Origin of the sequence: Roseivirga ehrenbergii (assembly GCF_001593005.1) — a bacterium.
GTDB lineage: Bacteria > Bacteroidota > Bacteroidia > Cytophagales > Cyclobacteriaceae > Roseivirga > Roseivirga ehrenbergii.
The window spans coordinates 43,121-58,984 of the sequence record NZ_LQZQ01000023.1 but is presented as its reverse complement, the minus strand read 5'-3'; the positions used below and the strand labels follow the sequence as shown (position 1 = coordinate 58,984).

13 protein-coding genes are annotated in these 15,864 nt (G+C 37.7%); 4 read left to right on the top strand and 9 right to left on the bottom strand.

The window, feature by feature from the left end:
* Positions 1–185: 185 nt before the first annotated feature.
* Positions 186–866, bottom strand: coding sequence for a hypothetical protein (locus MB14_RS09370; protein WP_062591300.1), 681 nt, complete (start codon positions 864–866; stop codon positions 186–188).
* A gap of 235 nt (positions 867–1,101) precedes the next feature.
* On the opposite strand from MB14_RS09370, the gene MB14_RS09365 reads away from it, so the two are divergent.
* Both MB14_RS09365 and MB14_RS09360 read left to right on the top strand, forming a co-directional pair.
* Entirely contained in the window at positions 1,102–2,520 is a 1,419-nt protein-coding gene (locus MB14_RS09365; protein ID WP_157716565.1) for a capsule assembly Wzi family protein, read from the top strand.
* Between the two features lie 94 nt (positions 2,521–2,614).
* Positions 2,615–3,991: an exopolysaccharide biosynthesis polyprenyl glycosylphosphotransferase gene (locus tag MB14_RS09360; RefSeq protein WP_132644135.1), complete on the top strand. Its 1,377-nt coding sequence runs from the start codon at positions 2,615–2,617 to the stop codon at positions 3,989–3,991.
* Between the two features lie 2 nt (positions 3,992–3,993).
* On the opposite strand, the gene MB14_RS09355 is transcribed toward MB14_RS09360, so the two are convergent.
* The 4 genes from MB14_RS09355 to galE all read right to left on the bottom strand — a co-directional run bounded on the left by MB14_RS09355 (position 3,994) and on the right by galE (position 8,847).
* Positions 3,994–5,376 carry a capsule assembly Wzi family protein gene (locus MB14_RS09355; RefSeq protein ID WP_157716564.1) on the bottom strand — a complete coding sequence of 461 codons (1,383 nt, stop codon included), beginning with the start codon at positions 5,374–5,376 and terminating at the stop codon, positions 3,994–3,996.
* A 44-nt stretch (positions 5,377–5,420) separates the two neighbouring features.
* Positions 5,421–6,404 carry a UDP-glucuronic acid decarboxylase family protein gene (locus tag MB14_RS09350; RefSeq protein WP_062591296.1) on the bottom strand — a complete coding sequence of 328 codons (984 nt, stop codon included), beginning with the start codon at positions 6,402–6,404 and terminating at the stop codon, positions 5,421–5,423.
* A gap of 2 nt (positions 6,405–6,406) precedes the next feature.
* A complete protein-coding gene (locus MB14_RS09345) occupies positions 6,407–7,720 on the bottom strand; it encodes a UDP-glucose dehydrogenase family protein (protein ID WP_062591295.1) in 1,314 nt (437 codons plus the stop codon).
* A gap of 107 nt (positions 7,721–7,827) precedes the next feature.
* Positions 7,828–8,847 carry a UDP-glucose 4-epimerase GalE gene (gene galE, locus MB14_RS09340; protein ID WP_062591294.1) on the bottom strand — a complete coding sequence of 340 codons (1,020 nt, stop codon included), beginning with the start codon at positions 8,845–8,847 and terminating at the stop codon, positions 7,828–7,830.
* Positions 8,848–8,919: 72 nt separating this feature from the next.
* Between galE and pheS the strand changes: the two genes are divergently transcribed.
* On the top strand, positions 8,920–9,939 hold the full coding sequence (pheS, locus tag MB14_RS09335) for a phenylalanine--tRNA ligase subunit alpha (RefSeq protein WP_062591293.1): 1,020 nt from the start codon (positions 8,920–8,922) through the stop codon (positions 9,937–9,939).
* Complete coding sequence (locus MB14_RS09330) at positions 9,936–10,799, top strand: 3-hydroxyacyl-CoA dehydrogenase NAD-binding domain-containing protein (protein ID WP_311316240.1); 864 nt, start codon at positions 9,936–9,938, stop codon at positions 10,797–10,799. The genes pheS and MB14_RS09330 overlap by 4 nt, the downstream gene beginning before the upstream one ends.
* Here the strand turns inward: MB14_RS09330 and MB14_RS09325 are convergent.
* The 4 genes from MB14_RS09325 to MB14_RS09310 are packed head-to-tail and all read right to left on the bottom strand — an operon-like array spanning position 10,796 to position 15,863.
* Positions 10,796–11,761, bottom strand: a complete 966-nt coding sequence (locus MB14_RS09325) for an AAA family ATPase (protein WP_062591292.1) — start codon at positions 11,759–11,761, stop codon at positions 10,796–10,798. The genes MB14_RS09330 and MB14_RS09325 overlap by 4 nt on opposite strands.
* Before the next feature lie 5 nt (positions 11,762–11,766).
* The gene (locus MB14_RS09320) at positions 11,767–13,110 is read right to left on the bottom strand and encodes a peptidylprolyl isomerase (RefSeq protein WP_165899498.1); all 1,344 of its coding nucleotides are present in this window, start codon (positions 13,108–13,110) and stop codon (positions 11,767–11,769) included.
* Positions 13,085–13,960 carry a peptidylprolyl isomerase gene (locus MB14_RS09315; protein ID WP_062591290.1) on the bottom strand — a complete coding sequence of 292 codons (876 nt, stop codon included), beginning with the start codon at positions 13,958–13,960 and terminating at the stop codon, positions 13,085–13,087. The genes MB14_RS09320 and MB14_RS09315 overlap by 26 nt, the downstream gene beginning before the upstream one ends.
* Positions 13,947–15,863 (bottom strand): peptidylprolyl isomerase, encoded by a 1,917-nt coding sequence (locus MB14_RS09310; protein WP_084376031.1) that lies wholly within the window; start codon positions 15,861–15,863, stop codon positions 13,947–13,949. Before MB14_RS09310 ends, MB14_RS09315 begins: the two co-directional genes overlap by 14 nt.
* Position 15,864 lies beyond the last annotated feature (1 nt).

Below are 15,864 nucleotides of genomic sequence, written 5' to 3'. Positions count from 1 at the left end.
ATAATGGCAGTTTTAAAAATGATACGGTACTATCAAACTGACCAAGTAACTGATTTCTTCTGTTATATTCATTGATTGCATCAAAACTTAATGGTAAAGATGACTGGGCTTTAAGTTGAATACAAAAAGCAAGAAATAATATAGGAACTATAATATACGTTTTCAATTGAAAGATGGGGTTATAATTACAAGTCAATGACTCTCACAGTAGTTACTTTTATGTTATCTACCGACCAACTTTTTAAACATAGGTCTGAGCCTGCATCTTTAATATCCGCTCCAATCGTAATGTTAGATGAAACACTAGAATGAGGTATTAATTCTTTAATATGAAATTTTTTACTTCCTCCTATTTCTCCTTTCCAATAGCACACACCAGGTAAGTTTGGGTTGGCGACATTGGCATTTTCAGGGTTGGTTCTAGATTTGATTACATCTGGAAAACTCTGAACTGTATCACAGTTCTGATCAATACATTTAGAATTTATAATGGAAGAAAAATAGATTGATGTGTTGTCTACGTTGAAAATTAGAACATCCTCTCCATTTCCTCTTTGGCCATTTCCCTCCCAGTTGTCATGGACATAGAAATCATACTCGACAATAAAATAATCGTGAGTGGGTAAATCCTTTAACTCGATGATTATACCGCCAAGACCGAAGCGACCTAGAACTGTATTACCATCGAATTTAAACCATTTTTCAGAGGTATTATATGCATAGTTGATAGAACCAAATTCTTTTTGCATTAAACTACTGCCTTCAAAATCATTTGAATATACTAGAGTTTCTTCCGGTTGGCCATTGGTACAGCTAGTTAGTGCGATAATACTAAAAATGAAAAGTAGATTAAGTGTGTTTTTCATGCATCTTCGTAGTCGTTGAAAATTTTTCAAAACTAAGCAAATAGAGATACAATTGAATCATTAATTGGTTATTTGGACGTGTCTAATTTTAAATACAAAGGACTTATTAATTAATTTGCCCATTAATTTAAAGCTAAGGTTACTAAACTCACACTTACTAAAGATGAATAGATTGTTTTTGTTATGCATTTTTATAGTTCTATTTAGTCAGAACTTAGTTTCTCAATCTGATTCAGTGAGTGTCTCATTTCAATTGGGTACCCTTCTTTCTTCTAAGAGCTTTGCCCCATTCTACCTTGTCAATAACCAATATGGAGAGGTTGATGGTGATGCACCAGTTTTTCTAAAAGGGGAGGTTGAGTATAAAAAGTCTTTGAACAAAAACTGGAGATTTTTGTCTGGTTTGGGATTTCGTAACGAGAGATTCTCTGAGTTTTATGTTGGAGCCAAATTCAAGGACTGGGAATTTACTGCAGGAAGAGCCAAGAGAATTTATGGTGGGTTGGACTCTGGGCTTTCTTCTGGCTCTTTAGCCATGAGCGAGAACGCATTACCTCTACCTATGCTCGAAATTAGCCTGAATGAATATAAGTCTGTTCCTTTTACCCATGGTTACTTGAAGTTTAGAGGCTCTTTGAGGCAGAGTTGGATGGAAGAAGATCGATACATTTCAAAGGCATTGCTACATGGAAAGACCTTTTATGGGATGGCGGATTTAGACGATTTGATTGGTCTACAAATTTCATCGGGTATTGTTCATTTTGCTCAATATGGTGGCATTTCACCTCAAGGAGATAAACAGCCGAGTAGTTTGAATGACTATTTTCGGGTGTTTATGGGTAGAGGTATTCATAACCCCGATGGCAGTAGTGCCGGTGAGGGGAATGCTATTGGTAATCACCTTGGTTTAACAGAATTTACCTTCAGAAAAAGGTTAGGCACACATACCTTAAGTTTAAATTATCAAAAACCCTTCGAAGACGCTGGCAGCATTCAGTTTATAAGTTTAAAAGATTTTTTAATTGGGTTGGAGTGGGATTTGCCGAATGATGAATACTTGGTGAATAAATTTTATGTGGAGGTTGTAAGAACAAAATGGCAAAGCGGACGTGGCTTGCCAGACCCTACGGATGATATTCAGACAGAAGAAGACAATAGGGGCAACGAGTTTGGCGAAAGAGATGATATCTATAATAACTATCTCTATCGTTCAGGTTGGACTTACTATGATCAGGTGATCGGAAACCCATTGATTTTGACTTATCAGCATACACTTAATTTTCTGGCTCCATACCCTGATTATGGTGTGGCCATTGCGAATAATAGATTAACGGCATTTCATCTTGGGCTTGAGGGTAATTTTAACTCCAAAATTACCTATAAAGGGTTATTTACTTACTCAAAAAACTTTGGTACTTATGCTGGATTATATGAGGGCAGGTTTAACTGGGGAGGGATTGATCGAGATCCTAATTTTGAGTACGTTTTTCGACCAGCAAGAAAACAGTGGTATACTTCAGTTGAAGTTAATTATAACAAAGCGTTTAATGTAGAGCCATTATCATTAAATATTAGGCTTGCGAGCGATTTTGGCCAGTTGTATAATGCCTCTGGTTTTGAACTGTCATTGTTATATAGATTGTCAAATTATTAATTCGAGAAAGTTCTGGCAAAAGATTTGACTTGTTTTAATATCTTTGTCTCGGCATAGTTTTTATGGTTTAATTAAAATTTTCAAGATTCAGGAAGTGGGAAAAAGGTTTAATAAATACTTTCCTTATTTATTCGTTATAGGAGAGATGATTGTTCTGACAGTCATCTTCTTTATTTCCATTTACATTGCAGAAGGTAGAATGGCTTTAGAGAAGCCCTATTTATTGCTTCTGTCTATCTATTTGGCTGTTTGGCCTCTTATTTCTTATCTCAATAGGGATTATAAAATTGGGAGGGCTGTTAGCTATTATAACACTTTTAAGAAGGCCTTCTTTAGCGTTTTTATTTTTATATCGGTAATTTCTATTATCTGGGTATTCTCAGAAGCTCAATCACTAGAGCGGCATTTTTTAACTACTTTGGTTCTACTTCTATTCCTTTGGTTAACCATATATAGGGTTTCGGTACATCTTGTATTAGACAAGTATAGAGAGTTTGGTGGTAATATTAGGTATGCAATAATACTCGGTAATGACGATTTGGGATCTAAATTATTTGACACCCTAAAAAAGAAAAGTCACTATGGGATTAGGTGTCTTGGTTTTTATGGTGATCAAGGTAGTAATAGTGGAACTCATCCTTATTTAGGTAGTTTCAGCGATTTTATAAAAGCCGATTTAGATAAGGTCGATCACATATATGTTAGCGAGAGAGCCCCAAAGCATGTACTAGAAAGAGCCATCGAAATAGGGGAGAATAGCTTAAAGCGGGTAAAGCTTTTACCTGAGTTTAAGACCGAGGCGATTAAGAATTTTGTGTTACGTAGGTATGATGCAATCCCTGTAATAGATGTAAACAATCTACCACTAGACGCTAAGGTGAATACTTTTGTGAAGAGGGCCTTCGATTTGGTTTTTGCCGCTATCGTGGTTGTATTTTTACTTAGCTGGATGTACCCTTTATTTGGCTTAATTATAAAACTAGAGTCAAAAGGACCAATATTATTTAAGCAGCTAAGACACGGGAAAGGAAATACTCCTTTTTATTGTTACAAGTTTAGAACAATGGTTGAAAATAGTGAGGCGGATTTTACTTGGGCAAGTAAAAATGACCCAAGAGTGACCAAGTTTGGGGCATTTCTTAGAAGAACGAGTTTAGACGAATTTCCTCAGTTTTTTAATGTACTAATTGGTAATATGTCTATTGTAGGGCCAAGACCTCATCCTCTTTCCCTCAATAAAACCTATGAAAGTAAGGTTGAAAAATATGCCAAACGTCATGCTTATAAACCAGGGGTGACAGGGCTTGCTCAGGCGATGGGTTATAGAGGTGAAATTACCGACTATTATCAAATGAGTTCTCGTGTCCGATTAGATCGTTTTTACCTGCAGAACTGGTCTTTTGTTTTAGATGTTAAGATTATATTTCTTACCGTATACGCCTTAATGAAAGGTCAAAAGCTAGCTTATTAGGCTTACCTCTTTAAAACAATCTCTTTCTGAAACTCAACCTTGAAGCCCCAATTCTTGGAAGAGTAGTTACCCCAGTTATATTCGGAGCCGACTAAGAGTTTATTATTCTTAATATTAATACCAGTGTTTAGCGCGATAGAGTTGTGCTCTGTCGGTGCCGGAAGAGGCTCGAACTTTGTTCCCGTGTTCACGAACTGCCTAAAGGACAATGTATATTGTAAGTTCTGAATACGACCCTGCGAATATAAGCTGAGGCCAGTGATTACATTATTAATTGTATTGCCTTGGGTGTTTTCTGGATTGAGAATTAGAAAAATTGGGCTTCCAATAACTTGATTGTGATAGGTCCATCCACTACGGTAAACACCATTATTAAGGAAGTTGTCTGGCCCAGAACCAATACCGTCAAGAGAGCCACCTTGATTTGTGGTATTCACTATTTCAACCCCTAGTTGATTGACAATACCCGATTTGTTAATCTGGTTTAACGAAAAACCATATACCCCAGCGTTCCAGTTTTTTGGTTTTAATCCAGAGCCATCTTCCCATAACCATTGAATGTAATTAGTTACACTCCAATTGTCGCTTATGCCTGCTTTTATTTGTAAATCCCAGGTTCCTAGGTGATTTCCAAGAGCATTGAGTTTATCTGTTTCCAAAGCCCCTTCCCCTCCTTTACTGGCTATCATGATACGCATGAAATCCTTAATTTCTGTTGGTTGTTTAAAACTACCGTTTCTGCCTCCCCATTGGGCATTATGTGTTATTCCAAAATTGAATTGAACAGGAACATTTTTAGGATGGAACTTAAAATGAAGGTATTTCTGATGAAGAAAAGAATTTCTTTGAAATCTATTGGCCTCCAACCAGCCGTGGGCTATGTAGCCCTTTATGCTAACAAATGATTTAATTAAAGGAAACCAATCTTGAGTTTGAATAGAGAACTTTGGAATTGGACGAGCATTATTCCCATTCACAAGGTTCCCAAACCCTAGGGTGGAATTGTAACCTATAAACTCTTCTTTTTGCCCTAAGGTAAAAAGAAGGCGAGAATAACTAACTCCAATATAATTTTGAATAAAACTTCCGTTGGATTTACCCGATAAGGTGCCTAGCCACTCGATTCCATAGAAATAATCTAGGGCTCCCCTTTTATTGGCATCTTTATTTAATAGAAGCCCACCATATATAAAGTTTGCATCTCTTTTTTTAAAACGGTTACTATTATTGCCTTCCATCCAAAAAGGTAACTCCCTGGAGGAAGTCGTAATCAAACCTTGGTTTAATTTGAGCGTGTGTGTTTTTTGAATTGAATCACTTGGAATTTGGAATCCGAATAATTCTTGGCCTAAAAATAAAGACAATAGAATTGGTAGTTTTCTCAATAGCATATAATTGAGACACTAATCTATTCGCTTAAGTTGTAACCTTATTTAATATAATGTTCGAAATTTTTATGATCCTTGTCGAACAGCTTTTCTTCTGGCAGCGACTTGAAGTAACCGTAGGTTATTTTTAAACCTTCGGCACGCGATACTTTTGGTTCCCAGCCAAGTATTTCCTTGGCTTTATCAATGTTGGGTTGTCTTTGCATAGGGTCATCTTTTGGCAATGGCTTGTAAATGACTTTCTGCTGAGTACCCGTTAGTTTGATAATTTCTTCCGCAAATTGAGAAATAGTAATTTCATCAGGATTACCAATATTGACTGGTTGAGCATAATCTGATAACAGAAGACGATAAATACCTTCTACTAAGTCATCGACATAGCAGAACGATCTTGTTTGTGAGCCGTCTCCAAAAACTGTTAAATCCTCTCCTCGTAATGCTTGGCCAATAAATGCAGGTAAAACGCGGCCATCATTGAGTCTCATTCTCGGTCCGTAGGTATTGAAAATTCTAACTATTCTAGTTTCTAAATTGTGATAGGTATGATAAGCCATGGTCATGGCCTCTTGAAACCTTTTTGCTTCATCATAAACTCCTCTCGGCCCTACAGGGTTTACGTTGCCGTAGTATTCTTCGGTTTGAGGGTGAACCATAGGGTCTCCGTATACTTCAGAAGTAGATGCAATAAGCATTCTAGCACCCTTGTTTAGTGCCAAACCTAAGAGGTTATGAGTGCCTAAAGACCCCACCTTAAGTGTTTGAATGGGGATCTTTAAGTAATCAATAGGGCTTGCCGGTGATGCAAAATGAAGTATGTAATCGAGTTTTCCGGCTACATGCACAAACTTGGAGACATCATGATGATGAAATTCAAACTGTTCTAAGGGCATTAGGTGCTCAATATTGGATAAGTGACCCGTTATCAGGTTATCCATGCCAATAACGTGGTATCCTTCTTTTATAAAGCGATCACACAAATGAGAACCTAAAAATCCTGCTGCGCCTGTAATTAAAACTCTTTTCATAATTAAATACCTATACCGTAGTAATCGAAACCAAGGTTTGTAACCTCTTGCTTGTCGTAAATATTTCTTCCATCAAAAATTACCTTTGACTTCATGAGTTTGCCAACTACTTCAAAGTTTGGCACCCTGAACTCTGGCCATTCCGTTACCAAAAGAAGCGCGTCTGCATCAATAAGGGTGTCATACTCATCTTTTGCATAAGTAATGGTGTCTTTTAAGTCGTGCTTGGCTTCTTCCATTGCAATTGGGTCGTATGCTTTCACTTTTGCTCCCATTTCTAATAGCGCATTGATAATTACTATTGATGGTGCTTCTCTCATATCGTCTGTTTTTGGTTTGAAAGAAAGTCCCCAAACTGCAAAGGTTTTACCCTTAAGATCGCTTCCAAAATGAGATTTTACCTTGGTTACCATTACAGATTTCTGACGTTCGTTTACTTCTTCAACAGCTTTCAAAACAGACATGGTATATCCATTATCTTCAGCCGTTTTAATCAAAGCTTTTACATCTTTAGGAAAACATGAGCCACCATAGCCAACACCGGGGTAAATAAATTTATTTCCTATTCTGTTATCACTGCCAATACCTTTACGCACCATGTTTACATCGGCACCCATGATTTCGCAAAGGTTGGCGATGTCGTTCATAAAGCTAATCTTTGTAGCAAGCATTGAGTTTGCTGCATATTTAGTCATCTCAGCAGAGGGTACATCCATGAAAATAGTTGGGTGTCCATTAAGTAGAAAAGGCTTATAAAGCTTTTTCATTATTTCTTCAGCTTTTTCAGACTCTACACCCACAACGATTCGGTCTGGCTTTAAGAAGTCGGCAATGGCTGCTCCTTCTTTTAAGAACTCAGGGTTCGAAGCCACATCAAAAGGAATGTCTACACCTCTCTTTTTCAAGGCTGCTGCCACTTCTTTCTTTACTTTTTGCGCTGTTCCTACCGGTACCGTACTTTTGGTTACTACTACCATGTAATTGTTCATATTTTCGCCAATCGACTTGGCTACAGCTAGAACGTATTTTAAGTCAGCACTTCCGTCTTCTCCAGGAGGGGTACCTACTGCAATAAATGCTGTTTCACAATCTTGAATGCTTTCTGCCAAATTGGTTGAAAAATGCAGACGCCCTTTTTCATAGTTCTTTTTAACCATGGTTTCCAAGCCAGGTTCGTATATGGGCATTATACCTTCTTTAAGGCCATCAATTTTCTTCTGATCAATGTCAATACAGGTTACATCAATACCTACTTCGGCAAAACATGTTCCTGTTACTAGGCCTACATAGCCGGTTCCTACTACTGCTATTTTCATTACTTAATTATTTTTTGACAAAGGTTTGATAAATAAGGGTTGTATTAATTGAAATTAGACGAACATACCAATCTTACAGATGAGTGATACTTTTTGAACGATCAGCATTAAATATCTTTCTTTAGCGTTTTTTGCCAGTTCCAAGAATCTTTTAAAGAATCTTTTAACGATTTCTCAGTCTTCCAACCTAAGGTTTCAGAAGACTTAGTAACATCCGCATAAATTTTTTCTATATCTCCACTTCTTCTTTCGCCTATTCTATAGTTCAGCTTCACTCCAGATATTTCTTCGAAGGTATTCACAATTTCTAAAACTGTATTGCCTTTTCCAGTTCCAATATTAAAAATGTCGAAAGACAAATTAGCGTGTTTGGTTAAATATTCTAAGCTTTTAACATGGGCTTTGGCTAAGTCCACTACGTGAATGTAGTCTCTAATACAAGAGCCGTCTTCGGTATCGTAGTTATCTCCAAAAACCGTTAGTTGTTCTCTCCAGCCTGCCGCAGTTTGAGTAATAAAGGGAACCAAGTTATTAGGAACTCCTAATGGTAGTTCTCCTATTTCCGAGGAAGGGTGTGCTCCTACTGGATTAAAGTAGCGCAAAGCAATGGCCCTAAAGGACTTGTCCGAAATAGAAGTGTCTTCAATAATCTCTTCACAAACCTGCTTAGTATTGCCATATGGTGACTCTGCCGTTTTCTTTGGGCTTTGTTCAGTTACAGGCAGTTGGTCGGGCTGACCATAAACCGTACAGGATGAAGAGAAAATCAATTTTTCAACACCTTCTTCCTTCATTAATCGAATGAGGGTCATTAATGAACCCACATTGTTTTCGTAATATTCTAAAGGTTTAGCTACTGACTCACCAACTGCTTTATATGCAGCGAAATGTATTACGCCCGAAATATCGTGTGATTTAAAAACTTGCCTAAATGCATTCCTATCATTACAGTCTATTTGATAAAAAGTAAAATCTTTGCCAGTGATATTCTTTAGCCCTGTTAAAACCGACTTTCTAGAATTAGACAGATTGTCTACGATTATTGGGTTATATCCAGCATTGTGGAGTTCAACCACGGTATGGGAACCTATATAACCAGCACCACCTGTAACTAGGATATTCTGCATAACACAAATTTAGAAGCTTAGAGGGATTAATTAATATCAAACCCTATTTTTGTACCGAAATACTAATGCAATATGTCGAATTCGATCGAAGAAATTAAGAAAGAGGTAGAAGCTTTTGTGGTAAGTTCTGAAGCGGAACTAGAAGCTTATAGAATGAGGTTCATTAGCCGAAAAAGTATCATTGGAGAGCTTTTCGGTAATATGAAGTCCGTTCCGGCTGAAGAAAGAAAGGCATATGGCCAAGATGTCAATGCTTTGAAGAACCTTGCTGAGGAACGCTTTCAGTTTCATATTGATAGTTTAAAATCTGGGTCGAAGAAGGCGGAAGATCACCCAGACCTTACTTTACCGCCAATTGAAAGTCAGTTTGGAACAATTCATCCATTAACCGCCACGCGCCAAAGGTTCATCGAAATTTTTGAAAGAATTGGTTTTAATGTTTCTTCTGGGCCTGAAATTGAAGATGATTGGCACAATTTTACTGCACTGAACTTCCCTGAAAACCACCCGGCTAGAGAAATGCAGGATACTTTCTTTTTAGAGAAAAACCCCGACATCGCTTTAAGAACACATACCTCTTCTGTTCAGATTAGAGTAATGGAAAATGAGAAGCCTCCTATCAGAACGCTTTCTCCAGGAAGGGTTTTTAGAAATGAGGCGATTTCTGCCAGAGCGCATTGTGTATTTCACCAAATGGAAGGTTTATATATAGATAAAGGTGTTTCTTTTGCCGATTTGAAACAAACGCTTTACCATTTCGCTAAGGAAATGTATACCAAAGATACTCAAGTGCGATTCAGGCCTTCATATTTCCCTTTTACAGAACCAAGTGCAGAGATTGATATCTCTTGTCAGATATGTCATGGCGAAGGATGCAATATTTGTAAATACAGTGGTTGGGTAGAAATTGGTGGTGCCGGAATGGTAGACCCAAATGTGCTAGAAAACTGCGGAATTGATTCTTCCGTGTATTCTGGATTTGCCTTTGGAATGGGAATAGAGCGTATTACTATGCTCCGTTATGGTATTAAAGACTTACGATTGTTTACGGAAAATGACATTCGCTTTTTAAAGCAGTTCAATTCATTATGATGCAATTAGAGGACATTAAGAAAATAGGTGTAGTTGGGGCTGGAACTATGGGGCAGGGAATTGCTCAGATTTCTGCCTTGGCGGGTTATAAAGTTATACTGTACGACCTTCAGTCTTCGGCTTTAGACACTGCTAAAAAGAATATTGGCAAAAATCTAGATAAGGGAATTGAGCGAGGTAAAGTTACTGCTGAAGAAAAAGATCAAGCACTTTCTAGCATTGCTTTCAGTACCGATTTTGAATTACTAAAGGCCGACATTATTATTGAAGCCATAGTAGAAAGGCTTGACGTGAAAAAAGAGCTGTTTGAAAAATTAGAAAATCAGAACTCTGAAAAAACCATTTTAGCTTCAAACACTTCTTCCATTCCTATTACAAGAATCGCAAGAGACTTGAGGCACCCAGAGCGTTTTGTAGGAATGCACTTTTTTAATCCTGCCCATATCATGAAACTGGTTGAGGTAATTTCTGGGGTAGCTACTTCAGACGATACTTCAAAAGTAGTTTATGAATTGGCTAAAGTATTAGGTAAAGTGCCTGTTATGGCTAAAGATGCCCCTGGCTTTATTGTTAACCGAGTAGCGCGTAACTTCTATGTTGAAGGACTAAAAGTACTAGAGGAAGGAGTTTCAGATGTAAAAGGAATCGATCGATTGGTAGAGGCTTCGGGTTTTAAAATGGGCCCTTTTAGGCTGATGGATCTGATTGGTGTGGATACTAATTTTTCAGTAACCACCTCAATGTTCAACGCATTTCATCAAGATCCAAAATTCAGGCCTTCTCGTATTCAAGAACAAAAGGTTGATGCTGGCCATCATGGCCGCAAGTCTGGAAAAGGATTTTATGATTACTCGGCTTAGAGTAACTCTTCAATCAATTTGTCGATAGTAATACCTTCGGCTTCTGCTTTAAAGTTTCTTACGATTCTATGACGCAGAATTGGTTTTGAAACAGCCTTTACATCTTCAATGTCGGGCGAATATTTATTATTCAGCAAGGCATTGCATTTGGCAGCAATAATTAGGTTTTGCGAAGCTCTTGGCCCTGCACCCCATTCTACATACTCTTTGGTAATGGCAGGAGCTCTTTCTGAATCAAATCTGGTTTTGTGAACGAGATTTACTGCGTATTCAATTACGTTATCGGCAACAGGCACTCTACGTACCAAATGTTGGTAAGCCAGTACCTCTTCGGCACCCAGTACTTTATTCACTATTTTTTGCTCATCGGTAGTTGTTCCTTTTACAATGTCTACTTCTGATGCAAATGATGGGTATGACAATTGAATGTTGAACAAGAAACGATCTAGCTGCGCTTCTGGTAGGGGATAGGTTCCTTCTTGCTCAATTGGGTTTTGAGTAGCCAGAACGAAAAAAGGCTTTTGTAATGGGAACGTTTGTCCTGCGACTGTAACCGCATATTCTTGCATGGCCTCTAATAAAGCCGCCTGTGTTTTAGGAGGGGTTCTGTTAATTTCATCTGCCAAAATAATGTTAGCGAAGATGGGGCCTTGAATAAATTTGAAGTTTCTGTCTTTATCTAAAGTTTCAGCCCCCAAAATATCTGAAGGCATTAAGTCTGGAGTAAACTGAATTCGGTTGAATTTTAGGTCTAAAGCGGAAGAAATTGTGCTAATTAGTAAAGTTTTAGCCAAGCCAGGAACACCTACCAAAAGGCTGTGGCCCTGACAAAAAATCGAAGTCAAAAGTAGGTTAACTACTTCATCTTGACCAATGATTACTTTTGAAATTTCCTTTTTAAGAATGTTGAAATCCTCAAAAAATTTATTTGCAAGGGCTACTTCCGACTTTACTTCTTCCATTCTTATTAGTTGTTCGTTATACCGCAACGATTGAATTCTGGGTCAACCATCACATACACTTCCTTCATTTTTTCTTTAATATACTCACTTCTTTTTTGATCTTTCTTCATACCCAAAGTAGCTGCTCTCAACTTTTCGTAGTCGTCAGTCATGTTGGCCCTATGTGGCCCTACTTTAGATTTGTAATATATGATTCTTGCCGCTTTTGAACCATCCATCATTTCAATGATTTCTGGCTTAGAAATATCGCCCTCTGACATTTCATCAATGATAAAAAACATGGTTGGGTCTAAGTTTTCGGCTGAAATTTTATTGGTTCCAAACTGACCAGTCAAAAATCCACCATTTACCTTTGTACCCTCATCGTCTGAAAATTGTTTCGCAGCCGAGGCAAAAGTTATACTATCGGATAATATAAGGGTTCTAAGGCTATCTAATTCATTAGAAGTTCTTTGAATATCTTGCTCGGTTGGTTTAGGAGTAATCAAAATATGTCTTGAATCGTACTCGTTTCCACGCTTTTCTATAAGCTGAATGAGGTGAATTCCGAATTGGGAAACTACTGGCATAGAGATTTCGCCTGGCTTTAGCGCTAAGGCACCCGCTTCGTAAGCAGGATCCATCTGCCCTCTTTTAGCAAGACCTAGATTTCCGCCATTGGGACCACTTGGGCCTTCAGAGTTTTCAATGGCTAAGATTTCAAAATTTTCTCCATTCATAGCCCTTTCCCTAATTTTCATCAACTGATCTTTTACCTTTTGTACTTCGGCTTCGTTTGGTACAGGTTTTTTAACAATTACACCAATTTCAAATTCGGTATTAAAAAGAGGTAAACTGTCTTTAGGAATATTATTGAAGAACTTACGAATTTCTGCTGGGGTAACCGTTACTGAACTCAAAATGTACTCTTCTTGTGCACTTACTCTTAGTTGTTCTTCAACGTTCGGTCTTAACTCCTCCATCAGTTGATCGATAGACTTTCCATAGGCTTCTTCAATAGCGCGTTCCGAACCCATCTGCTGAACTATATTCTGCATTCTCATTTGGAGTTCGTAATCTACCCTTCCTGCATCTACATCTACAGAATCTATCTCAGACATAGCAAGCATGAGTTTAGTTTCGATCATTTGCTCCAAAATTAAACAACGGGCATCTCCTGTGAAATTTGCAGCCTCGCCACTCGATAAAAATCCAGCGTAAGCTTGTTCTATTTCACTTTTAAGAATTATATAATTATCCACTTTAGCGATAATCTTATCTACTACTTCTTGCCCAAAAGTTATGTTGAGTGAAAGCACTGTAAACAGTATTGCTGCCAATCCCTTATTTATAAATTTCGTAGTCCTCATTTTTTTTCGCTCTTTCATAAACTTTATTCTCCAGACTCTTGGCAATCTCTACCTTACGCTTGTTAATTATAATATTTTTGATGTCTTCCTTAACGTACTCCAATGGAGAAACCTGCTCAGACAGTTTGAATTCGTGAATTCTGAAAAGGTAAAGATATAGAGAATCTGATTCTTCAACGTATCGGTTTCTTCTTAGAAACTGAATCTTATTTTCAATGGTGGAAAACGGTGAGTTTTTAGTCAAATCATCAAAGTTAATCCACGTGGAATCTTGTAGAGAGAAGTCGCTAGCAAATTGAAATCCATAAGATTTAAGCGACTCTAAGTCCTCTGGTCTATCGGATTTCATCCACCTTCTTACGTCTGCTTTCTTTTGTGCGGCCTGCAATATTTTTAAATATCGGCCTCTTAAAATATTCTGCCTAAGCTGAAAATTATCAATATTGTCGCTGTAGTATTGCTTAATTTCTTCTTCGCTTACTTCTCGATTTAGCTGTTGCTCTACCATTAATTTTTGGTATTCATAAGAAATGAGCGTATAGCGGTAGGCTTCTACTTTTCTTTGAATTTCAGTCTGATCAATTTTACTATTGCTGGATGCTTCTCTAACGAACAGTTCCTTCTTTATCCAATTATCAATAAACCGTTCAGTGATTTTAGCACTGTCTTCTGCAGACATGCTGGGGTCGGTTAAATCACTAATGTCTGTTTTATATAAAAAGGTATTGCCCACCCTTGCCACGAGGTTTTCGGTGTTGTCCATTTTGCTTTCAGATTCCATACCAAGAAACTCGCATGAGCTAGCGGCAAGTAAAATGATAAGCAATATGTAGTATTTACCTTTTTTCATCAGAAGCAATTTGCTTCAATAGTTTTGTGTCAATTTCAATCCGATTGGCCTTTCTTAGAGATTTCACCCATTCTTTTTCCAACCAATCCTGATAGTCGGCCATAACAAGGCCTTTTATTTCTTCTAAACGATATAAACCTTTGGGGATTATTTCTTCAATGGCGTAAACTCGCTTTTCAGAAAGCTGACTGAAAAGAACCTGTTCTTTCCAGTTTTGTGCGAAATTAGGTAAATCCTCTCGTTGATATGTTCTTTTAGCAATTTTTAACGCACTAAATACTTCAGGCTCAAGCTGAGCTTTAAGTGCGTTTTCAAATGAAGTACTCTGATCCCATTTGAAAGTATCGACTACCTTTTCAAGACTTTCTGAATTGGCTGACTCAATAACCCAAACCGATGCCCTTTCTGGAGCTACATAGTTCTTTTTGTTTGAGTTGAAGTAGGAGTTAAGGCCGATGCTATCTTCTGCAGCTTTATTCCAAACCTCTTTTTCCATGATTTCGAAAAGCATTAAGCCTTCTTTGTACTCGTTAAGTAAAAAGCCATATTCCGAATATTTTTCTGGTGCTAGGCTGTCTTCATAAAGAATGATTTGCTCTCGTTCAAACAGCTTGTATCTGTTCCAAAGTGAGGTAACGGTAATTTGGTTAGCATTACCCAATGATCTAAAAAATTCAGAATACGGGATTTCTTTTGCGCCAATTTTAAAAACAGTTTGATTGTTGAGGCTGGCTAAATCTAAATTGGGTAAACCAACAGCAGCAATTTGGGCTATGGTATTTTGGAGTTTGGGTAAGTCTTGTTCAAACCCGTTTTCGTTTTTGAGTTTATTGACCAATACCTCTGGCGATAATTGATTTCTACCCGAACGCCTTATGTTCTCAGAAATTTTCGTTCTCATTTCTTCCAATGAAGGCATTTTTTCTATGGCATCAAGGCGGATAATGTGCCAGCCATATGATGCTTCTAAAGGTGGAGCAATATCGCCAGGGGTTTCAATGCTGTAAGCAACTTTTAAAAATTCATCTGGTAATTCCCCAGTTCCCACATAGGGTAGAGAACCTCCATTCAGCCGCGTTTGGCTATCATCTGTGTATTGTTTGCAGAGTGCTTTCCAGTCGCCACCGTTTTGAATGGAATCGTAAATCGTTTTAATCAATTGGTTTCCACTTTCTCTTGATCGGCCATTTTTAGTTAGAAAAATGTGTGAAGTTTTTACCCTGCCTTTGGCTAACCTCTTGTCGTTTACTTTAATGATATGATAACCGAACTGCGAACGGATAATTTTCGAAATACCACCTACGGGCGTTTCATAGGCCCCATTTTCAAAAGGGTAAACCATAGACATGGCAGTAAACCAACCTAGGCTTCCGCCATTTTTGGCCGACCCATCTTGTGAGTTGTTTATAGCCAAAAGCGCAAAATCAGCTCCGTTTAGGGCTAACCTTCTTAGGCTGTCTGTTTTCTGATAAGCAGCCAAGGTATCCATAGGGTTGGATTCATTGGCTATTCTGACAAGAATATGTGAAGCATTAACCTCATATTTTAGTCTATCATACACTTCTAAAATAAGGCTTTCTTCAGATACCGGGTTTTGTAAATATGGCTTTTGAATTTGGGAGACGTATCCGTTGTACTCATTCTGAAATGTTTCTGAATTACCAATACCAGCTTTTTTAGCCGCCAATACTTTCAGCTTAAAGTCAATATATTGGTTTAAATACTTTTCAAGCGAATCGTAAACTACAGGTGTATTTGCCTTATGGTTTTTATTAAAAGCATAAAGAAATTCGGCTTTAGAAATAGAAACGCCATTGAGTTTAGCTATGCTTTGGCTTTCTTGAAAAGCCATAATTGGGGCAAAGGAATAGAAGCAGAAAGTGAATATTGCTAGAAAACGCATG